This window comes from Bacillus sp. MAG717A (assembly GCF_036884855.1).
GTDB classification, from domain to species: domain Bacteria; phylum Bacillota; class Bacilli; order Bacillales; family Bacillaceae; genus Bacillus; species Bacillus safensis.
In genome coordinates this window covers 361,376-383,137 of record NZ_CP145733.1, presented here as the reverse complement: position 1 = coordinate 383,137, position 21,762 = coordinate 361,376, and the positions used below count along the sequence as shown (strand labels likewise).

Sequence of the window (21,762 nt, the reverse complement as noted above, 5' to 3'; positions counted from 1 at the left end):
TGAGCTTTTTCCATCGTATCATTGTTGGCATAATCACTGTCTGGATACTGGTGCTTGCTCCAATTCTTCTGTATAATTTTTTGTTTGTTTCGTAGATGCTTCACTTGCTAGTGCAGGTGATTGGAAGAGAGAGGCAGCGATGAAGAGGCCGGCAAGCAGTAAAAAACCAATTTTCTTTTTAAACATGACAAACATCTCCTATTCATTCATTTTCTTTCATTTATATTATCGGTGGATTATTGTAAAAAATTGATATTTATTCCATTTTTATAACGAAAAAGAACCCCCAATCACGGAGGTTCTAGAGTTAATGAACATTAAAATATCGAGCTTCAGGGTGGGAGACAACGATCGCTGAAACAGATGCTTCAGGTTCCATCATGAATCCTTCTGTCAGGTGGATGCCGATTTTTTCAGGCTGAAGCAGCTTGAACAGCTTTTCTTGGTCCTCAAGATTTGGACACGCTGGATAACCAAAGGAATAGCGTTGCCCTTGATATTTCGCTTGGAATCGTTTTTCCATTGTAAAATCGACTGGGTCAGGGAAGCCCCATTTGTCACGAATCACTTGGTGGGTTCTTTCAGCTAATCCTTCTGCAAGCTCAAGTGCCAGAGCTTGGACAGCATGCATTTTTAAATAATCTCCTTCCTGCTTAAATTGCTGCGCGACTTCACGTATACGCGCGCCGGCTGTGACGGCGAATAAGGCAATATAATTTTTCTCGTTTTCATCACTTTTCCGTACATAATCAGAAATGGAGCGGTTCGGGAGCTTCTCCTGCCTTGGAAATTGGAACGTTTCAATGATGCGGTCAGGCTTTTCGGGATCATAAATATGCAAATCATTTCCGTCTGAACTGGCAGGGAAGAATTGATACACAAATGCAGGCGCAAACCAGTTTTTCTCTCTGCCTTCGTTTAGAAGATCTGTGACAAGCTGTTTTAATTCCAATGCCTTTGGGTGCTGTTCAGCTAATAAGGTTTTGACCTTCCCCTTTAAGCCGAGATGATGACCAATGAGCATTTGTTCATTCACATAAGGCATAATATGATGCAAATCGATGTCCCTCACATAATGGCGTGCGGTATCTTCTGGCGTAAATACCGGTGCCTGCGGGAGGGCTGCGCGTTTTTCTAGTAATTCAATGACAGCTTTCGGCTGCTTTCCTTCTTTCTCCTTGAAAGGTGCAGCTGGCTCCTCTTCGGGCTTTGTTTGAAATTGCAGTGGATTCGCTTTTAACTCATTGGCTAATGACAGACCGTCCATGGCATCTTTTGCATAAAGAACAGGTCCATCATAATGAGGCGAAATTTTCATTTTCGTAAATTTACGAGAAAGGGCAGCACCGCCGACCAAAATAGGAACAGAAATATTGGCCTTTTGTAAATCCTGAGCGGTTAGTACCATTTGCTGTGCGGACTTTACAAGTAAGCCTGATAATCCGATCATATCTGGTTTTTCCTTTTGCACAGCTTCAATCAATGTTTGAGGTGTCACCTTGATGCCGAGGTCGACCACTTGAAAGCCGTTATTGCTCAAAATGATGTCGACAAGGTTTTTCCCGATATCATGGACATCTCCTTTTACGGTCGCAAGAAGAATCTTTCCTTTCCCGCTCGCATGCTGCTTTTCCATATATTGCTCAAGGAAAGAAACAGATGCTTTCATGACCTCTGCCGATTGAAGCACCTCGGCGACAATCAGTTCGTTTTGATTAAAAAGACGACCAACCTCAGCCATTCCCTGCATTAACGGACCATTGATAATATGAAGCGGCGATTCATATTGCTCCAATGCAAGGGATAGATCATCGATGAGACCTTCTTTCGTTCCTTCGACGACGTAGAGCGCCAGCCTTTCATCAAGTGATAAGGAGACCTTTGGTTTTTTCTCCGTTTTCTTTTTGCCGCGGTAAAATTGGGTGAATTCAGCCAGTGTTTGGTCATTTGTTTCATAAAGTAAGGTCTCAGCTAGTTTGATTTCTTCCTTTGGAATGGAAGCGAAGCGTTCAAGCTTTTCTGTATTCACAATGGCATAGTCAAGCCCTGCTTGCACGCAGTGATACAAATAAACGGCATTTAAGATTTCTCTGCCTACAGGCGGAAGTCCGAAAGATACGTTGCTGATGCCTAAAATGGTGAGGCACTCAGGCAGGGTTTCCTTGATCATTTTAATGCCTTTGATCGTTTCTTCAGCGGCGCCAATATATTGCTCGTCTCCAGTGCCTACGGGAAAGACAAGCGGATCAAAAATAATGTCACTTGCGGGAATTCCATATTTCTTCGTTAACAAATCATGCGAACGTACAGCAATTTCAAGCTTTCGTTCTGCTGTCACAGCCATTCCTATTTCATCAATTGTGCCAACAACAAGTGCACCGCCATATAGCTTCACAAGGGGAAGAATCTCTTCAAAACGTTCCACGCCATCCTCAAGATTAATAGAATTGATGATGGCTTTCCCTTGAGAATAGGTGAGTGCCTTTTCAATCACGTGTTTATCCGTTGAATCAATGACAAAAGGGGCTTTCACCTTTTTCATGGCTTCTTGTAAAAAGCCTTCCATGTCTGCTGCCTCATCACGGTCTGGATCAGCCAGACACACATCAACGACGTGAGCGCCATTTTTCAACTGAGCACGAGCAATTTCTGCTGCTTCTTCAAACTTTTGTTCCGCAATGAGCCGTTTGAATTTGCGAGAACCAATGACATTGGTCCGTTCACCTACAAAAAGAGGACGCATTGAATCCTCATAAATAAGGGGCTCAATTCCTGATACGGTATGCTGCGGTGATCCTCGAGTTATATGACGCGGCTGAAGCGTGCGTACTTCATCTGACAATGCTTGAATATGTGCAGGTGTCGTTCCACAGCAGCCGCCGACAATATTTAACCAGCCTTCCTTAGCAAAGGCGGCGATTTTTTTAGCAAGAGAAGCAGGGGATTCATGATATTGGCCTTCTTCATCTGGGAGACCAGCATTCGGATAGCAGCTCACCGCTGACTTTGCGATGGAGGAGAGCGTGCGGATGTGGTCTGTCATAAATTCTGGACCAGTCGCACAGTTCAGGCCCACACTGATGGGTTTCATATGCTCAAGAGAGATATAAAAGGCTTCGATATCCTGACCAGCAAGGGTGGTGCCCATCGGTTCAATCGTACCTGATACCATGAGTGGTAATTGAATGCCTGCCTTCTGAAAGGCTTCCTGAATTCCTTTGAATCCAGCTTTTACATTCAGCATGTCTTGGCTTGTTTCTAAAAGAAGGGCATCACACTTTCCGTCAATTAGAGCGCGGGCCTGTTCTTCATAGTTTCTGACGAGCTCACTGAAGGTTGTGCCGCCTGTTACAGACAATGTTTTCGTTGTTGGGCCCATTGCGCCTACAACAAAACGTGGCTTATCCGGTGTGGAGAAACGGTCTGCTTCAGCCTTTGCCAGCTGCGCAGCTCGAATATTGAGTTCATAGGCAAGGTGGCCAAGCCCATATTCATCAAGGACGAGCTTTGTCGCGCCGAACGTATTTGTTTCAATGAGATCGGCACTTGCTTCGAGGTATTCCCTATGGATCGCACGGATGATGTGAGGGGCTGTCACATTCAAATACTCGTTACAGCCCTCATACTCTTCTCCGCCAAAGTCCTCTGCTGTCAGGTTGGCGTTTTGAATCATTGTGCCCATTGCACCATCAAGGACGAGGATGCGTTTTTTGAGCTGTTCAGTGATAGTTGACATGGACGTTAGACTCCTTTTCTTTCTGATGGATGTAGGTGGTCAGTTCTGCTGTTAAATCTGATCGAAGGAAAGGGGTAATTAAATAAATGCCATTAAATAATTCGCAGGCTGTATCTAATAAAGAGCGGGCAATCGCTAAACCTTCTGCTCGCTGCTTTTCTTTATCCTCGCCAGCCTTAGCCATAATGTCACGAATAGAATCAGATAATTTGATGCCTGGAATTTCGTGATGAATAAACTCTGCATTTCGGCTGCTTGTTAACGGCATAATGCCGATGTAAATTGGTTTATCCAAGTGGCGGCTTTCCTCATGAATTTTCACAAGCTGTTCTTCAGAATAAACAGGCTGTGAAATAAAATAATCAGCGCCGTATTCGATTTTTTTCTCAAGACGTTTGACCGCTTTATCAATATGACGCACATTTGGGTTAAACGCGCCAGCCACTGAAAAATTGGTCTTTTTGCCAAGAGGCTTTCCTGAGAAAGAAAGGCCTTCATTAAATTGTTTGATGAGACGAATCAAATCAAAGGAGGTTAAATCATACACAGATGTTGCACCTGGGAAGTCTCCAATTTTAGATGGATCGCCTGTGATCGCTAAAATATCGGTTAATCCAAGGGTGTCGAGCCCCATTAAATGGGATTGTAGCCCAATCAAATTACGGTCGCGGCATGTGATATGAACAAGAGAACGCATATCAAGCTGCCGCTTTAATAATGCGCCGCAAGCGACATTGCTAATGCGCGGAGTCGCAAGAGAATTATCGGCTAACGTCAACGCATCAATGCCAGCATTCTTTAATTCATTTGCAGCAACGAGAAATTTTTCGAAGTTCAGCTTCTTCGGTGGATCGAGCTCTACGATAATCGATCGTTTTTTCACAGCCAGCTCATCAAGACCTGGCTCAGTGCGCTGATCTTGGATGGAAATGATTTCTTCTTTTAACACCTTCACTTCTTTTTCAGTGATCGGTGCTAAATCTTTGACCGCTTCAGCCATGGCACTAATATGCTGAGGTGTTGTTCCGCAGCAGCCTCCGATAATGCGTGCGCCCTGATTTCTAAATTCAAGTGCACTTTTTCGGAAATAATCGTTATCTGTATCATAGACGAGTCTGCCTTCTTCAAAAGACGGAAGACTGCTGTTAGGATAGACAGATAAATGCGAATTTTCTAAAAGTGGAACGCCCTCGAGTGCCTGAATCATGTGATAAGGGCCCAGCCTGCAGTTGATGCCGACGACATCTGCGCCAAGAGATGATAACTCAGATAAACCATCCTTCAGCGGGGTACCATCTTGCAAAACGCCTTGTTCATGCATAGAGACATTCATGACAATCGGGAGAGTCGTTTCTTTGCGAGCAATTTGGAGAACAGCCTTCGCTTCTTCTATGTCATAATACGTTTCAAGCAATAATCCGTCAGGCTCTTCATTTAATAGGATGTACAGCTGCTCTCTAAAGCTTCGTTTGATTTCTTCTATAGAGTAGGCATTTTTGTTAAACGTTCGAATGCCGCCAATTGTTCCGAGTACATAAGCAGAGCCAGCGGCTGCTTTTGCAATTTGTACCGCTTTTGTATTGATGCGTTTCGTTTCTTCCTCTAAGCCGTAGCGAGATAGTTTAATATAATTCGCACCGTATGTGTTCGTTTGGATGATGTCAGCGCCTGCCTGCACATATGCCTCGTGCACGCGTTTCACTTCATCTGCTTTCGATAAATTTAATTCTTCAAAACAGCGGTCAATGCCGTAAGAGTATAAAAGTGTTCCCATCGCTCCATCAGCTATCAGTACGCGATTTTGTAAGTCTTGTAATAGGCCCATTGTATTCCTCCTTATTTCTATATAACAAAAAAAGCCTTCTGATAAGAAGAAGACTTTTTGGCTGTATCGTAATTCTTCTCCTTATCTTCCAAGCAGTTGCTTGCTGGATTTAGCACCTTGGTCATAGAAAATAGATTTCTACTACACCGGTTGCTGAGGCTTCACAGGGCCAGTCCCTCTGCCTCTCTTGATAAGAAAGCAATATGAACATGTCAATGAATTGAACTTCCATCAACTGTAACGAAAAATGCAGAAATAATCAATGGAAAATTTGAAATTTATCGAAAATTTATAAATTGGACATCAATTGGCAAATCAGCCTTACGCATAAGAGAAATAACCTCTTGTAAATCATCTTTATTTTTCCCTGTCACACGCACTTGGTCATCCTGGAATTGTGATTTCACTTTGATGCCGGACTGCTTGATGAGTGCGTTGATCTTTTTGGCGTTGTCTTGATCAATCCCGCTGATCAGCTTCGCACGCTGGCGTACTGTACCCCCTAGGGCATGCTCGGTTTTTCCGTAATCGATGTTTTTAGTTGGAACATTTCGTTTGATCAGCTTTGTCACAAGCACATCTTTTAGCTGCTCAAGTTTGAAGTCATCATCAGAAATGAGAACGAGCTCCTCTTTTTCGAGAGAAATGTCACTTTTACTTCCTTTAAAATCATAACGGTTTTTAATTTCTTTTAGCGCCGCTTGCACAGCGTTTTGCACCTCAGGCAGTTCAACCTTCGATACAATGTCAAATGAGCTTTCTTTTGCCATCACACATGACCTCCAAATTTAGATATTGCGTCTATTTTATCATGCAAATAGGAGAAGAAGAAAACTTTATCAAAGAGTACAGCCACCTGCCGTATAAATCGTGTCTAGTTTGTCCACTTTAGCTAACAGAACTAGAGATGTTCATGCGGGGAGAAGTATAGTAGAATAAAGTGAATCAAAAGATGAACGAACGCTCTTTTATGGGCAGATAGGAAGGAAGAGAACATGAGACCAGGTGAGCAACTGACCTTGCAAATAGAGAACGAAATGGAATACGGCTACTTTTTGACAGATGGTGAAGATTCGGTCCTCTTACATCGCAGTGAAATGACAGAGGATCTTGATGACCGAGATGAAGTAGAGGTCTATTTATATGTAGATCATGAAGAAAGACTCGCTGCCACAATGAAAATCCCTACAATTAACGCACATACATATGGTTGGGTAGAAGTTGTAGACGTGGTAGAAGACATGGGCGCATTTGTCGATGTTGGACTGTCAAAGGATGCGCTTGTGGCAACAGAACACCTCCCGCCATTTGAGGAAGCATGGCCGAAAAAAGGAGACAAACTCTACTGTATGCTGAAAGTCACAAGTTACGGCAGAATGTTCGCAAAACCAGCCACAGAAGACGTGATCAGTGAATTGTTTACTGAGGCACCAGAAACCTTAATGAACAAAGAAATTACTGGAACAATCTATCGTTTAATTGCCACAGGTTCTTTTATGCTGACAGATACAGGCGTGCGTGGGTTTATCCATCGCACGGAACGAAAGGAAGAGCCACGATTAGGATCGACCGTTACAGGACGCGTCATTGCAGTGAAAGAGGATGGAACCGTGAACGTTTCTCTGCTTCCTAGAAAACAGGATGCATTATCTGTCGATGCAGAAGAAATTTTAACGTATATGAGAACAAGAAATGGCGCTATGCCTTATGGAGACAAAAGTGACCCAGAGGATATCCGCGAAAGATTTCAAATGAGCAAAGCAGCCTTTAAACGAGCGCTAGGTCATCTGATGAAAAATGATCTAGTTTATCAAAAAGAAGGCTGGACATACGAGAAAAAGTGAGCATTTGCTCACTTCAGCGTGCAGACAAACCCTCGCATTCGGTGTCAGTCCTGCGTGCCGGTGCTCACGAATGTCAAATTCGCTCCGCTCCGGTACTCGTCCCTCCTAGACTGCAAAGGTTTTCAGGTCACGCTGAAAAGAAGACAAAGTTCTAAAATAAAGTTCATTTTAGCCCTTTGTCAATGATCTAAAAGTGAGCATTTGCTCACTTTTTTATTTTTGTCTTAAATAATGGATTTTTTCTATGAAAAAAGTCATGAAAACCTTCACTATATCATTGAAACAACGCCCCTCAAATCCGATAAAAAAGGAGTAAGGAAGATAAAAGGAGTGTGTTTTTGGATGAAAGTGAAGATTTCATTACTTCTGATGGCAGCCATGCTTATGGTGCTCGCCGCATGCGGTAATCAACAGGAGGGAGCGCCAAAATCAACTGCGAAGCATATTGGCGTTATGCTCACAGATGATGGTCTTGGTGATCAATCATTTAACGATTCATCATTTAAAGGATTAGAAAAAGCACGTGATGAGCTTGGCATTGAATTTGATTATAGAGAAATTGCAGAAACTGATACATATGAAAAAGGGCTGACAGAGCTCGTAAAAGATGGTAATGATCTCATCATCGGTGTAGGTTTCAGTATGCAGGAAGACCTAGAAAAAGTCGCAAAGAAATATCCGAAGAAGCAGTTTCTTCTGATCGATGCCGTATCTGAGCTCAAAAATGTGACCTCTGTGACGTTTAAAGAAGAGCAAGGCAGCTATTTAGCAGGTGCACTTGCTGCAATGACAACGAAAAGCGATGTCATTGGATTTGTTGGCGGTGTTGATGCAGACGTTATTCATCGTTTTGAAAAAGGATTTCAAAAAGGCGCCAAATCAGTCAATCCAAAAATAAAAATCTTATCCACCTATGCCGGTACATTTAGTGATGCGGGCAAGGGTGGTAAAATAGCCAAAGATATGATCAAAAAGAAAGCAGACGTTTTATATGCTGCAGCCGGTTATTCAGGTGTTGGTGTATTAAAAGAAGCGCAATCGCAGGGCAAATATGCCATTGGTGTTGACAGCGATCAGTACTATACTGCTGAAAAAGCGGTCATTTCGTCTATGGTGAAAAAAGTCGATGAAGTTGTCTATCAATTCAGCGAACAGGTCGTCAAGAACAATCAAATTAAAAGTGGGCATGTTGTCTATGACTTAAGCAATGATGGAATCGATATGGCAAAAATCCGGATTCTGACTAATGCAGAAACACTGACCAAAAAATTAAATGGTCTGAAGCAGACGCTTCTAAAAGAAGAGGGGGGCGCATCATGAGCTTACGCGTCAAAATTTTACTCAACTCACTTATCTCACTTCTTTTAGCAGTTGGCGTCATCGCCTTTATCATTGTCAGCATGACAAAGATCCAATCATCAAATGAGACAGATGTCCAAACCTTATTAAACGTACAAAAAACGAAGGCAAGCTTTGAAAGTGTCGAGCAAGCGATGACCAATTATTCGATGACACTTTCAGATGAACAGCTGGAGATCGTTCAAAACGATATTTCTACAGCAAAAAAACAGCTGCAAACGTTAAACAAACATGCAGGAAATATGAACAAAGAAGCATTAACAAGGTTAAATTCAAAATATGACACGTGGACCAAAGAAGCAAACAATGCCATTGGTGAAAAAAACGCCTCTGATGCAAGACGTGTGGCAGCAAGAATTGATGGTGTTTTAAACGATGTGCATACGATGAATAAAAGAGCAGAAGAAGCGTATAAACAAAATTTAGAGGCTGCAGCAGACAATGTACAATGGATTATCACAAGTGCACTCGTCTCAGCCCTCACACTAATTGTCATTGCCGTCTTTATGAATATTGGACTAACACGATCCATCGTGACACCCATCAAATCACTTTCCTATAGAGCAAAACAGATTGCAGAAGGCAATCTTGCTGTGGAGCGGATGGATATTCAGCGTAAGGATGAAATCGGCGGCTTGAATGAATCCTTTAATCAAATGACAGATCAGCTGATTAGTCTGATTAAAGAAATCAGCAATGTCTCAAGCCGAGTAGAGACATTCTCGATACACCTGAATGATGAAAATAAAAAGATGATGGAATCTGCCAATCAAGTATCTGTCTCAACAGACGAAATGGCCAATGGGTCACAAGCGATTTCAGAAGATCTCCAGCATGGCGTCAGCTTGATTGAGAAAATGGACCAGCATGGACGTAAAAATTCCGAACGCTCACAAACGGTCATCCGCAGTACAGAGGATGCGATCGAAGCCGTAGAAAGCGGAAAGCACACGTTAACAGAAACAAAATCAGCGATTGAAAAAAATACACATGCCACGAGACAAATCGAAGAATCAGCAGGAGAATTCACGCAATATGCCAGCGGAATCTCGGCCATGGCCAAAACAGTTTCTGACATTGCGGACCAAACAAACTTGCTTTCCTTAAACGCAGCCATTGAAGCGGCAAGAGCAGGCGAAGCTGGAAAAGGTTTTGCCGTTGTAGCAGATGAAATTCGTAAGCTTGCCGATGAATCGTCTAATGCAACAAGACAAATTTTTGACATGGTCAGTCATATTGAAAGAGGCATTCAATCCATTAGTCAAACGGTTCAAGAAGGGGTCAAGCTTTCACTTCAGCAGCAGGATGCGATGGACAAAACTTCACACTCCTTTGAAGATATAGAAACAAAAGCGCAGCATATTAAACAAGAAATGGCGATCTTAAATGACCAAATTATCCAATCAACAGAACTTGGCGGACAAGTGCTGCACTCGATTGAAAATATTAGTGCAGTAGTAGAAGAAACAGCAGCTGGCAGCGAAGAAATTTCTGCCTCAGCCAATGAACAGCTGCAATCGTTCCATCAAATGAACAAACAAGTTGAAGAATTGATGAGTATGACGGCAAGGTTAAATGAAACCGTCCAGCGATTTAAACTTTCATAAGAAAAACACCCTTCCCGTGTTGTGTCAGGGAAGGGTGCTTTTTATGATCGTTTGCCTGTAAAAAAGATCGCAAGCGTGCTAGGTCCTGAATGGGACCCAACAGCGGCGCCGATGATATGAATCTCAATTTCTTTAGGGTGGAATTCGTCTTCAATCAGTTGTTTCATGTCTTCTGCAAGTGCAGGATCATCACCATGACTAATGCCAACCGTTTGATTAGGCCAATCCGTTCCGCGTTCTTTCATTAGTTCAATAATGCGTTTCAGCAGCTTTTTACGTCCGCGGATTTTTTCTAGTGGGATGAGTTTTCCATCTTCGACATGTAAAATGGGTTTAATGCTTAACAAACCGCCAACAAATGCGGACGCTTTACTAATCCTTCCGCCTCTTGCTAAATACGTTAAATCGTCTACAGTAAAAATATGTTGTAAAGATTCACAAAAATGCTTTACAGACGTTTCAATTTCTTGTATTGTATTTCCGTCAATGGCAAGTGACTGAGCGTGTTTGACAGCAAGCCCATAGCCGAGTGAAGCACATTTAGAATCAATGATTCGTAAATCAAAATCAGGGTATTCTTCCTTCACTTCGTTTGCCATCATCACAGCTGTCTGATATGTACCTGAAAGCTCTGATGAAAAAGCGACATAGATGGCAGATGTATGAGTTTGAGCGGCAGAAACAAAGGCTTCCTTGATCCGGTTTGGTGAAGCCTGTGACGTTTTTGGACTGGCTCCTTGTCTCATCGCATCAAATACTTGTTTTGGTTCAATGGTGATCAAATCCTCAAATTCCTGCTCGCCAAGCAACACACGGAGCGGAATGAGTGTTATGTTATGTTCATCATAATAAGAAAGAGGCAGATCAGCAGCACTGTCTGCTATGATATGAACAGTCATATAAATCCCTTCTTTCTAAAAAATAAGCCATATTTTACATCTTTTTAGCCTAACTATATCATAGAAATCATCTTTTCGTGTTCAAATTCTAAATTTTAGGGAAAACCATAGAGAGAATGGTAAGTGGAGGAATGACAACATGTTCATTGGAGAAGCAAAAAAACTCATTGTCGTCGTAATTGGTGCATTACTGAATGCGATTGGACTGAATTTATTCTTAATCCCAGCTGACGTATATGCGAGCGGTTTTACAGGGGTAGCCCAGCTGCTATCCAGCTTAATCGATCAATATGCGCCATTTTATGTATCAACAGGGATTCTATTATTTATTTTAAACATTCCAGTCGGCATTTTAGGCTGGATGAAAGTTGGCCGTTCCTTTACTTTGTACAGCATCATCAGTGTTGCACTAACAACCATTTTCCTTGGCGTTTTACCAGAAACGAGTGTTTCCCAAGATATTTTATTAAATGCTGTGTTTGGCGGTGTCATATCCGCAGTAGGGATTGGGATCACCCTCAAATACGGGGCATCGACAGGCGGTCTCGACATCGTTGCTATGGTGTTAGCAAAATGGAAAGACAAACCAGTTGGCACGTATTTCTTTATTTTAAATGGAATCATCATTTTTACAGCAGGATTATTACAAGGTTGGGAGAAAGCATTATATACCCTTGTCACATTATATGTGACCACAAGGGTCATTGATGCCATCCATACAAGACATGAGAAGCTGACCGCGATGATTGTGACGAAGAAAGCAGATGAAATTAAAGAAGCCATTTATGGAAAAATGGTCAGAGGCATTACGACTGTACCTGCAAAAGGCGCATTCACCAACGAGCAAAAGGAAATGATGGTGATCGTCATTACAAGGTATGAGCTGTATGAACTTGAACAAATTATTAAAGAAGTCGATCCAAAAGCCTTTACAAATATTGTGCAGACAACCAATATTCTTGGATTTTTCAGACGAGATTAAAAGGTGGGTAGCAGATGAAAAAAAGGTTGGTGCTTCTTCTCATTCTATTGTTTTTAGCCGCTTGTGGACAACAGAAAAAGGATGAACCAGACAAGGAGGTTTCCGGTCAAATGGGAGAAAAAACGGTTGTACTCACAGTAGACCCCGTCCAGAAAGGTTCCTCAGTTCAATTTAACATGTCACTGAAAAATGAATCAGATCGAGATATTGAATTTACCTTTAACACAAGCCAAAAATTCGAGCTCAGTGTGTATGACGAAAACGGGAACGAACAATATCGCTATTCGAAAGACCGTATGTTCACACAGGCCATCCAAACTTTTGTGCTGAAAAAAGGCGAGGCCTATGATTTTCAAGACACGTGGTCAAACGGTGTAAAGCCCGGAACATACGAAGCGGTTGTAACGTTTAAAGGAAAAGCAGAAGGGCTGAAACAAATCACGGAGAAGAAAACATTCCAAGTCAAATAAGCAAGGGAATTAGAAAAAGCTGTCCATCAAATGTGGACAGCTTTTTTATGTCAGAGATCATCAAGCAAGTCTTGGAAGGTATGCAGCTGGTTTCTTTCTGCATCTGTTGAATTGGCAAATGCAGAGGATACGGCATTTTTCGCTCGTTTGACTGCCTGTTGACGCTCTAACCCAGATGAAAATGAAGAAGTAAGAGCCTCTTCAGTAAATGATTTGGCTTGATCAAAAAGTTCGTTTCTCACAATGAACCTCCAGAAGCATCAGTCTTCATATTTCCTCTGTCTGACGCTTCTTCAAGTGTCGAACGGTAAGGAAAACGTGCGTCATGAAGACTGACTGAATCTTTACCTTGTTGTATAAAGCGTTTCGATTTGCTTCTTTTACCCATTCGGAATCCGCCCCTTTACACAAGCTGACAGGACAACCTGTCTAACGGTAGTATGCCCGCTTCCATCTGCTATGTATGAATGGAAAAATTAAAGCGAGAAGTAATTCGTTAGAAACTTAGCAATCCCGTCTTGTTCATTCGTATCAGTGACTTCATTTGAGACACGTTTCACGGCATCAATTCCGTTGCCCATTGCCACACCACATCCAGCAAATTCAAGCATTTCTAAATCATTGTCTTCATCTCCGAATGCCACAATCCGCTCCTTAGGAACACCGTAATAATCACTGATCTTTTGCAGTCCAACAGCTTTGTTCATGCCTGTTTTAATGATTTCAATCACGTGCCACGGGGCAGCCCAGCGTCTGTGATCAATCACTTCTGCATGAACATCTGATAAATAGCTTCGAATAGCTCCGACGTCCTCTTCTTTTGCATGAATTAACACGCTCGTCACATTTTCTCCAAGGTTGTCCCTTAGGTCTCCAACAGTGACTTTGTTTGCATTCATATTAAAGATATCAATGAGTTTTTCATCATGATAATGGAAATACAAATCGTCTAACACTTCAGCTAACACATTGTGCACTTTATACTCTTCACTAATGTCTACAAGCTGTTTGACCACTTGAAGATCAAGTGACGTATGAAATCTGCCCCATTTTTCATCGAGAGGATGATGGACAAACGCTCCGTTAAAATTCACAATTGGTGAATCAAGCTGTAATTGCTGATAATAAGGAGAGCTGGATCGAAATGGCCGGCCTGTTGATATACAGACGTGATGCCCGCTGTCTCTCACTTTTTGAATGACGTCAAGTGTGTGCGCAGAAATGGTTTTATCATCTTTTAATAATGTGCCATCCAGGTCAAGTGCGATTAGATAAGGTTTAGTCTCCATAAAATCTCCTTTGATCTGTAAGTGATAGGAGGCAATCCATGTTAGCGCCTCTTTCTATAGTGTATCTTTATCACATCTTTGTTGTCTACATGTTAAAATAAACAAAGACGGGAATGATAAAGGAGGATTCATAGGCTGTGATCACCATTGATGAGCAAATTACGCGCGATATTCCATTTTTACATATCGTAAAAGCTGAAAATAAAGACAAACCGCTGCCGCTTGTATTTTTTATTCACGGATTTACAAGTGCACGAGAGCATAATTTACACTTCGCCTTCCATCTGGCGGAAAAAGGCATGAGAGTCATTTTGCCTGACTGTGCTTATCATGGTGTAAGATCAGAAAACCTCAACTTAGAGGAACTGGCATCAAAGTTCTGGGAAATTGTCCTGAACGAAATTCGTGAAATCGATATACTCAAAACATACTTTCAAGAAAAGCAATTGATTGAAGCCGATTTGATAGGCGTTGCAGGTACTTCCATGGGCGGCATCACCACCTTTGGCGCACTTGCCAAGCATGATTGGATCAAAGCCGCTGTCAGCTTGATGGGAAGTCCGAACTATACGACGTTTCTAAAAGCACAGATCATGGACATGCGTCACAAAGGGTTGATGAAAGACATTACAGACGAAGAGGTTCATCTGCAATTAGACGCCCTGCGCCCATATGATTTAACGCTGCAAACGGATCGATTAAACAAAAGACCGCTGTTATTCTGGCATGCAGAAAATGATCCTGTAGTCCCTTACCGGCACGCAAAATCCCTATACGATGAGTTAGCGGCCACACAATATAAGCAGGATCCGCACCTGATTCGCTTTATCACTGATGGACAAGCTGGCCATAAGGTCTCAAGACAAGCGATGTTTGAAACGATTGACTGGTTTGTGACTCATCTGAAAAGCACAAACGTTTAGTCATAAGAAAAAGTACGTTATACTAATGGAAAAAGGAGTGGATATCATGGATGAAGCATTGAAAGAAAATATTTTAGGTGCCCTAGAACAGGTGATTGACCCTGAGCTGAATGTTGACATCGTCAACCTTGGACTTGTCTATGATGTCGATCTTGATGAGAATGGAAAAGCGGATATCACCATGACCTTAACATCAATGGGTTGTCCTCTTGCACCAATTATCGTGGATGAAGTCAAAAAAGCATTAAGTGATCTTCCAGAAGTAAAAGAAACAGAAGTTCACATCGTATGGAATCCGCCTTGGACACGAGACAAAATGTCAAGATACGCAAAAATCGCGCTCGGTATTCAATAAGCACAAAATGAAAAATGCCTGGTATGAGATAAACTCATGCCAGGTTTTTTTATGAAAAATTAAGGTGGAAGAAGAGAATGGCTTGATATAATGGATGTAATTTTATAGAACGGAGTACCTATCATGAAACGAAAATGGCTATGGGTCGTTCTTTTGATCGTATATGCTACTGCATTTTTTGTATCAATCACTATACGAGAAGGCCAAACACACAAAAAACAGGATCTTGAGGCTTTTACTGATGTTAGTCATCTCATGCCTGTCAAAATCAAAAAAGTTGTTCAAGGGAAAGAAATAGACACGTTAAAAGAAGTATTGAAAGAAGCAAAAGCAAAACACCTGCCGATTTCTATTGCCGGTAAACAGCATAGTATGGGCGGCCACACATATTATGAAAACGGCATCGTGCTCGATATGACGGAATTCCGCCAGATTTTAGCGTTTGATCCTAAAAAGAAAACGATTCGGGTTCAAAGCGGTGCTACATGGGATGATATACAAAAATATGTGAATCCATATGGTCTTGCTGTGAAGGTAATGCAATCGCAGAATATCTTTACAATTGGCGGATCTTTAAGTGCAAACGCACATGGACGTGACATTCGTTACGGGTCACTCATTGACACAGTTCGCTCATTCAGGCTGTTAAAAGCAGACGGTGAGATTGTCACAGTAAAGCCAGGCGATGATTTATTTACTGCCGTTATTGGGGGATACGGTTTGTTCGGCGTCATTTTAGATGTGGAGCTTTCTTTAACAAAAGATGAACTATATAAAATGGAGACAACCTCTCTCGATTACGATGAGTATACGGATTATTTTCAAAAGCATGTCAAACACAATAAAGAAGTACGCATGCATCTTGCCAGAATCTCAACAGCGAAAACAAACTTTTTGAAAGAGATGTATGTGACGAATTATTCACTTACTTCACAACAAGGGATTGAATCATATCAAGAACTGAAAGAAGATCAACTCGTCATGCCTTTGAAATTTATGCTCGGCCTTTCAAGAAGATTTGATATGGGAAAAGATCTGCTCTGGAATTTGCAAAAAAAGTATTTCTTAAGTCAAAATGATCAGCTGATCACAAGAAACAATGTGATGCGTTCTGACTCTGCCTTTTTAGAATATGAAAATGAATCTGACACAGATGTGCTGCAGGAATATTTCGTCCCAGTTGACCGTTTTCGTGCGTACATCGATGACATGAGATCCTTTTTACAACAAGAAGATTTGAATCTAATGAATATCACAATACGTTATGTACAAAAAAATGAAAAAGCGGATCTCTCCTATGCGAAACAAGATATGTTTGCACTTGTGCTTTTAGTGAATTACGGGTTCGAAAAAGAAGAGAAGGCGGAAGCCGAGCGAATCATTCGAAAAATGACAGATATCACGCTGCAGCACGATGGAAGCTATTACTTACCGTATATGCCTTATCAAACGAAAGCGCAAATGAAGCGGGCGTATCCTAAAACCGATGTATTCTTCCAAAAGAAAAAACAAGCAGATCCAGATGGCACGTTCACCAACTACTTTTATGAGAGGTACAATACACAATGAATGCAAAAGCAATGAAATGGTTCGTCTACTCACAAAGTCTGCTGTTTTTCGCCAGCAGTTTGATTTTCCCTTTTTACATTCTTTTTATTAAAAATGTTGGGTCAAGCTATTCACAGTTTGGTCTTGCCTACGGCCTGTTTGGTTTAAGCGGAGCATTTATTCATTTACTCTTAGGGAAACTGCCCGAAACCACCGACAAGCGGCTCTTTTTAATCATTCATTCGTTCGGTATGGCGTTTCTTTTGCTGCTTTTTCCGCATATAACAGAAGTGGAGCAAGTGTATATGATTCAGCTGGCACTTGGTGCGCTTGGCGGCTTTCAAAAGCACGGAGAGAAACTGCTCGTCACGGACCTCACAACAGAGAACAAAAGAATGAAAGAAGTCGGTCACTATCATTTTTGGACAGCTCTTTTTTCATCCATCGCCATTATGCTTGGGGGCCTGTTTGCTGATTTCTTTACCGTTTACTTCATTTTTTATGCAAGCTCTATATTATATTTATGCAGTGCGCTCATGGTCATCTATATCAAAAACGAAAGATAAATCCGCATGTCTCATGAAGATATGCGGTTTTTTTGTTGAAAAAAAATGAAAACAAATATTAAATATACAATTGAATTAATTTTTATACATGTTATAATGTTAAATAATTTCACAAAGATCAAGAGGGTGTATTGACGTTGAAAATAGGTATTATAGGTGCTACAGGGTACGGTGGTGCGGAATTGGTTCGTATCTTCAAGCATCACCCGCATGTGGAGGAATGTATATTGTATTCATCAAGTGGTGATGGGCAATCATACAGTCAATCTTATCCACATCTAACAGCGATTACTGACCAAACATTAAAAACCATTGACCCGGCTGCTATTGTGCAAGAGACAGATGCTGTGTTTTTAGCGACTCCAGCAGGCGTATCAAGTGAACTGACGCCAAAGCTTATGAATCAAGGAGTGCCGATCATTGATTTATCAGGTGATTTGCGCATTCAAGATGGAGACACCTATGAAGCTTGGTATAAACGAAGGGCAGCGGATGAAGCATCTGTTCAACAAGCGGTGTACGGTTTATCCGAACTGAATCGTGACAAAATTCAACAAGCTGAAGTGATTGCCAATCCGGGCTGCTTTCCTACCGCAGTTCTTCTCGGTTTAGCACCGCTCATCAAACAGAATGTCATCGATGAATCTATGATTATAATAGATGCAAAAACAGGGGTGTCCGGTGCCGGACGATCTGCCTCACTTGGAACGCATTTTTCAGAACTAAACGATAACTTTAAAATTTATAAGGTGAATGAGCATCAGCATACGCCAGAAATAGAGCAAATATTAAGAGAATGGAATCCGCAGACGGCGAACGTCACATTTTCTACGCATCTTGTCCCGATGACAAGAGGGATTATGGCGACGATGTATACACAATTAAAAACCGATGTCACAAAAGAAGAATTGATGAAGCGAATGAAAGGCTTTTATGAAGATTCCTATTTTGTCAGAGTGAGAGATCACGGCGTTTATCCACAAACGAAAGAAGTATACGGCAGTAACTTCTGTGATATTGGCTTTCATTTAGATGAGCGAACAGGGAGACTTACAATCGTGTCGGTCATAGACAATCTCATGAAAGGCGCGGCCGGCCAAGCGGTTCAAAACTTCAACATCATCAAAGGCTTACATGAAGAGGCGGGCCTCACAATGACACCTCTTTATCCATAAGAGAACAGGGGAGACAACAAACATGATCGAATTGAATGAAAAAAGCATTGTCAAAATAGACGGTGACGTATCATCACCAAAAGGCTTTGAAGCGAAGGGGATTCACATTGGCTTGCGCTATTCAAAAAAAGACCTTGGCCTCATCGTCAGCGAAGTACCAGCAGCAAGTGCAGCGGTCTACACACAAAGTCACTTTCAAGCTGCGCCTCTCAAAGTCACACAACAAAGCTTAAAAAAGACAGGACAATTAAAAGGTGTCATTGTCAATAGTGCCATCGCCAATGCATGTACTGGTGAGCAGGGATTAAAAGACGCATACGACATGCAGGCAGCCTGTGCAGATATGTTAGGTGTAGCACCTGATTACATTGCTGTTTCTTCTACTGGTGTCATTGGGGAATGTCTGGAGATGGATAAAATCAAAAAGGGCATCGCCGAGTTAAAAGAAGCAAAAGCCGAAAAAGGCCATTTTGAAGAAGCGATCTTAACGACAGATACTGTCATTAAAAATACAACATACACCCTTACGATAGACGGAAAAGAGATCATCATTTCAGGCGCAGCAAAAGGCTCTGGCATGATTCACCCGAACATGGCGACAATGCTTGGCTTTGTCACAACAGATGCAAATGTCGAACAGGAAGCGTTACAGCAAGCGCTTCGTGACATTACGGATGTGACCTTTAATCAAATTACCGTCGATGGAGAAACGTCGACAAACGATATGGTGCTCGTGATGGCAAATGGCATGGCAGAAAACGATGTACTCAATGAAGAGCATCCAGAATGGCCTTTGTTTAAAGAAGGATTAAAACTAGCTTGTGAGGATTTAGCCAAAGAGATTGCGAGAGATGGAGAAGGTGCAACGAAATTAATCGAAGCGAAAGTCGCTGGTGCTAAAAATAATTTGGAAGCCGGCATCATTGCGAAAAAAATCGTTGGTTCAAGTCTTGTCAAAACCGCCGTATATGGTACGGATGCTAACTGGGGTCGAATCGTTGGAGCCATTGGTCATAGCGCAGCTTCCGTCACTCCGGAAGAGGTAGAAGTTTATTTAGGCGGACAATGTTTATTCAAACACAATGAACCGCAGCCATTCTCAGAAGAGGAAGCAAAAGCATATCTAGAGCAGGATGAGATTACGATTTTCATTCAAATGAGTGAAGGGAATGGTGAAGCAGCAGCTTGGGGCTGTGATCTCACCTATGATTATGTGAAAATTAACGCGAGCTATCGCACATAAAGAAGGAGATAGGCATGGATAAAACGATCGTGTTCAAGTGTGGAGGCAGTGTCATTCGAGAACTTTCAGATACATTTTATGAAAATGTCCGCTCACTTCAAGCTGCTGGATTTAAGCTGGCTATCGTGCATGGCGGAGGACCTGAAATCACCGACATGCTGCAAAAATTAGAAGTGAAAACAGAATTTGTTGACGGTCAGCGTAAAACAACGAAGCCTGTGTTAGAAGTAGCCGAAATGGTTCTCTCGGGAACAGTCAATAAATACTTTGTGTCAGAGCTCGCAAAGCATGATATATCATCTGTCGGCGTATCCGGTAAAGATGGGCAGATGTTAGTCGCCGATTTCCTTGATCAAGAGGTTTATGGGTACGTTGGCGAAATCAAAGAAGTTCATCCAGAGATGGCGGAAGCACTCATGGAGAAACAATTCATTCCTGTAATTGCGCCGCTGTCTATGACGGAAGAATGCCAAACCTTAAATGTGAATGCTGATTTAGCAGCATCAGCTGTCGCCGGAGCCATGAAAGCTGATAAGCTCATGTTTGTCACAGATGTTGAAGGCATTTTAAAAAATGGTGAACTATTAGATGTCGTCACCGAACAAGAAGCCCTTTCACTCATTGATGAAGGCATTATTTCCGGGGGAATGATTCCAAAAGTACAATCAGCTTTGAGTGCTTTATCAGGTGATGTGGATGAAGTGATGATCGTAAATGGCAAAGGCAGTATCTTTACAGGAGAAACCTTTAAAGGCACAAGAATCGTAAAACAAAAGGAGGCGGTCCTGTGAGTCATCTTTTTCAAAACTATGGACGGTGGAATGTTGAGATTAAAGAGGCAGCAGGTTCTTGGGCAGTCGATACAAATGGAAAAAAATATTTAGACTTTATCCAAGGCATTGCAGTAACAAATTTAGGCCACAATCATCCAAAGGTCAATCAAGCCATTAAGGAACAGCTTGATCACGTCTGGCATGTGTCGAATCTGTTTGAAAATGGACTGCAAGAAAAAGCAGCAGAAAAGCTGGCAGCAAACAGTTCAGGGGATCTCGTATTTTTCTGCAATAGCGGAGCAGAGGCAAATGAAGGTGCCATTAAATTAGCACGTAAAGCGACAGGGAAAACAAATATCGTCACATTTTTGCACTCTTTCCATGGGCGCACGTATGCTGGTATGGCTGCTACGGGTCAAGATAAAATCAAAACTGGCTTTGGTCCTATGCTAGAAGGCTTTCACTATGTACCGTTTAATGATCCAGACGCTATGTCAGCCTGTGCAGTCGATGATGTGGCAGCGGTGATGCTGGAGGTTGTGCAGGGTGAAGGTGGAGTGAATCCAGCGACACCAGAATTTCTAGAAGCAGTTCAAGCATTTTGCACAAAGCATGAAGCACTGCTGATTGTAGATGAAATTCAAACGGGCATTGGTCGTACAGGAACAGCATTTGCGTACGAAGAGACGTGTCTTGATCCTGATATTATCTCTGCGGCAAAAGGGTTAGGAAACGGCTTTCCAGTTGGTGCAGTTATAGGGAAAAAAGCTCTAGGAGATGCATTTTCCCCAGGTTCACATGGTACAACATTTGGTGGAAATATGCTTGCCATGTCCGCTGTGAATGCAACACTCGATGTAATTTTCCAAGAAGAGTTTCTTTCAGAAGTGAAAGAAAAGGGCGATTACTTGTTAGAAAAGCTGCAAAATGTCAAACAGCTGAATATTGTAAAAGAAGTGCGGGGAAAAGGATTGATGGCAGGTATTGAATGTGATCAGCCAGTTGGTGATTATATCACAGCTCTTAGAGAACAAGGGTTGCTGGTGCTTCCAGCTGGTCCAAATGTCATTCGTTTATTACCTCCGCTGAATGTGAAGAAAGCAGAGCTGGATCAAGCGATCGAAGCAATTGTTCAAGTATTAGCCAATAAAACAGTTTCGGTGTAAAT

The 21,762-nt window shown here is 42.0% G+C and carries 21 protein-coding genes and 1 riboswitch; of the genes, 13 read left to right on the top strand and 8 right to left on the bottom strand.

Annotation, left to right across the window (positions count from 1 at the left end; all coding sequences use genetic code 11):
* Window positions 1–33 precede the first annotated feature (33 nt).
* The 4 genes from V6Z54_RS02060 to V6Z54_RS02045 form a co-directional block, all read right to left on the bottom strand.
* Window positions 34–186, bottom strand: a complete 153-nt coding sequence (locus V6Z54_RS02060; protein ID WP_338527642.1) for a hypothetical protein — start codon at window positions 184–186, stop codon at window positions 34–36.
* A gap of 121 nt (window positions 187–307) precedes the next feature.
* Window positions 308–3,736 carry a methionine synthase gene (gene metH / locus V6Z54_RS02055; protein WP_338527641.1) on the bottom strand — a complete coding sequence of 1,143 codons (3,429 nt, stop codon included), beginning with the start codon at window positions 3,734–3,736 and terminating at the stop codon, window positions 308–310.
* Window positions 3,720–5,561 (bottom strand): bifunctional homocysteine S-methyltransferase/methylenetetrahydrofolate reductase, encoded by a 1,842-nt coding sequence (locus V6Z54_RS02050; protein WP_338527640.1) that lies wholly within the window; start codon window positions 5,559–5,561, stop codon window positions 3,720–3,722. Before V6Z54_RS02050 ends, metH begins: the two co-directional genes overlap by 17 nt.
* A 78-nt stretch (window positions 5,562–5,639) precedes the next feature.
* A riboswitch (SAM riboswitch) is annotated at window positions 5,640–5,758 on the bottom strand.
* 81 nt (window positions 5,759–5,839) lie between these two features.
* Window positions 5,840–6,331: a YajQ family cyclic di-GMP-binding protein gene (locus V6Z54_RS02045; RefSeq protein WP_012009527.1), complete on the bottom strand. Its 492-nt coding sequence runs from the start codon at window positions 6,329–6,331 to the stop codon at window positions 5,840–5,842.
* Window positions 6,332–6,556: 225 nt separating this feature from the next.
* On the opposite strand from V6Z54_RS02045, the gene V6Z54_RS02040 reads away from it, so the two are divergent.
* The 3 genes from V6Z54_RS02040 (at window position 6,557) to V6Z54_RS02030 (ending at window position 10,371) form a co-directional block, all read left to right on the top strand.
* Window positions 6,557–7,405 (top strand): S1 RNA-binding domain-containing protein, encoded by an 849-nt coding sequence (locus tag V6Z54_RS02040; protein ID WP_041089776.1) that lies wholly within the window; start codon window positions 6,557–6,559, stop codon window positions 7,403–7,405.
* Window positions 7,406–7,747: 342 nt separating this feature from the next.
* Window positions 7,748–8,725, top strand: a complete 978-nt coding sequence (locus V6Z54_RS02035; RefSeq protein WP_041089778.1) for a BMP family ABC transporter substrate-binding protein — start codon at window positions 7,748–7,750, stop codon at window positions 8,723–8,725.
* A complete protein-coding gene (locus V6Z54_RS02030) occupies window positions 8,722–10,371 on the top strand; it encodes a methyl-accepting chemotaxis protein (RefSeq protein ID WP_041089780.1) in 1,650 nt (549 codons plus the stop codon). The genes V6Z54_RS02035 and V6Z54_RS02030 overlap by 4 nt, the downstream gene beginning before the upstream one ends.
* A gap of 41 nt (window positions 10,372–10,412) precedes the next feature.
* Here the strand turns inward: V6Z54_RS02030 and V6Z54_RS02025 are convergent, their stop codons facing one another.
* The gene (locus V6Z54_RS02025) at window positions 10,413–11,270 is read right to left on the bottom strand and encodes a DegV family protein (RefSeq protein WP_041089782.1); all 858 of its coding nucleotides are present in this window, start codon (window positions 11,268–11,270) and stop codon (window positions 10,413–10,415) included.
* A gap of 139 nt (window positions 11,271–11,409) precedes the next feature.
* On the opposite strand from V6Z54_RS02025, the gene V6Z54_RS02020 reads away from it, so the two are divergent.
* On the top strand, window positions 11,410–12,252 hold the full coding sequence (locus V6Z54_RS02020) for a YitT family protein (RefSeq protein WP_041089784.1): 843 nt from the start codon (window positions 11,410–11,412) through the stop codon (window positions 12,250–12,252).
* Window positions 12,253–12,266: 14 nt separating this feature from the next.
* Complete coding sequence (locus V6Z54_RS02015) at window positions 12,267–12,722, top strand: BsuPI-related putative proteinase inhibitor (RefSeq protein WP_041089786.1); 456 nt, start codon at window positions 12,267–12,269, stop codon at window positions 12,720–12,722.
* Window positions 12,723–12,772: 50 nt separating this feature from the next.
* Here V6Z54_RS02015 and V6Z54_RS02010 read toward each other — a convergent pair whose 3' ends face one another.
* From V6Z54_RS02010 to V6Z54_RS02000, 3 genes are all read right to left on the bottom strand, one after another.
* Window positions 12,773–12,964, bottom strand: a complete 192-nt coding sequence (locus tag V6Z54_RS02010; RefSeq protein ID WP_024425070.1) for a DUF3813 domain-containing protein — start codon at window positions 12,962–12,964, stop codon at window positions 12,773–12,775.
* Entirely contained in the window at window positions 12,961–13,110 is a 150-nt protein-coding gene (locus V6Z54_RS02005) for a hypothetical protein (RefSeq protein WP_024425069.1), read from the bottom strand. Before V6Z54_RS02005 ends, V6Z54_RS02010 begins: the two co-directional genes overlap by 4 nt.
* Before the next feature lie 88 nt (window positions 13,111–13,198).
* Window positions 13,199–14,011, bottom strand: a complete 813-nt coding sequence (locus V6Z54_RS02000; protein WP_024425068.1) for a Cof-type HAD-IIB family hydrolase — start codon at window positions 14,009–14,011, stop codon at window positions 13,199–13,201.
* A 137-nt stretch (window positions 14,012–14,148) separates the two neighbouring features.
* On the opposite strand from V6Z54_RS02000, the gene V6Z54_RS01995 reads away from it, so the two are divergent.
* The 8 genes from V6Z54_RS01995 to V6Z54_RS01960 all read left to right on the top strand — a co-directional run bounded on the left by V6Z54_RS01995 (window position 14,149) and on the right by V6Z54_RS01960 (window position 21,760).
* Window positions 14,149–14,934 (top strand): alpha/beta fold hydrolase, encoded by a 786-nt coding sequence (locus V6Z54_RS01995; protein WP_269773416.1) that lies wholly within the window; start codon window positions 14,149–14,151, stop codon window positions 14,932–14,934.
* 46 nt (window positions 14,935–14,980) lie between these two features.
* Window positions 14,981–15,289, top strand: coding sequence for a metal-sulfur cluster assembly factor (locus V6Z54_RS01990; RefSeq protein WP_024425066.1), 309 nt, complete (start codon window positions 14,981–14,983; stop codon window positions 15,287–15,289).
* A 123-nt stretch (window positions 15,290–15,412) separates the two neighbouring features.
* Window positions 15,413–16,858 carry an FAD-binding oxidoreductase gene (locus tag V6Z54_RS01985; RefSeq protein ID WP_260775786.1) on the top strand — a complete coding sequence of 482 codons (1,446 nt, stop codon included), beginning with the start codon at window positions 15,413–15,415 and terminating at the stop codon, window positions 16,856–16,858.
* Window positions 16,855–17,403, top strand: coding sequence for an MFS transporter (locus V6Z54_RS01980; RefSeq protein ID WP_126682023.1), 549 nt, complete (start codon window positions 16,855–16,857; stop codon window positions 17,401–17,403). The genes V6Z54_RS01985 and V6Z54_RS01980 overlap by 4 nt, the downstream gene beginning before the upstream one ends.
* Window positions 17,404–17,540: 137 nt before the next feature.
* Window positions 17,541–18,578: an N-acetyl-gamma-glutamyl-phosphate reductase gene (argC, locus tag V6Z54_RS01975; RefSeq protein ID WP_058838837.1), complete on the top strand. Its 1,038-nt coding sequence runs from the start codon at window positions 17,541–17,543 to the stop codon at window positions 18,576–18,578.
* 22 nt (window positions 18,579–18,600) lie between these two features.
* Window positions 18,601–19,821: a bifunctional ornithine acetyltransferase/N-acetylglutamate synthase gene (argJ, locus tag V6Z54_RS01970; RefSeq protein ID WP_039177764.1), complete on the top strand. Its 1,221-nt coding sequence runs from the start codon at window positions 18,601–18,603 to the stop codon at window positions 19,819–19,821.
* Window positions 19,822–19,835: 14 nt separating this feature from the next.
* On the top strand, window positions 19,836–20,612 hold the full coding sequence (gene argB, locus V6Z54_RS01965) for an acetylglutamate kinase (RefSeq protein WP_212040183.1): 777 nt from the start codon (window positions 19,836–19,838) through the stop codon (window positions 20,610–20,612).
* Window positions 20,609–21,760: an acetylornithine transaminase gene (locus V6Z54_RS01960; RefSeq protein WP_338527639.1), complete on the top strand. Its 1,152-nt coding sequence runs from the start codon at window positions 20,609–20,611 to the stop codon at window positions 21,758–21,760. Before argB ends, V6Z54_RS01960 begins: the two co-directional genes overlap by 4 nt.
* Window positions 21,761–21,762: the final 2 nt, after the last annotated feature.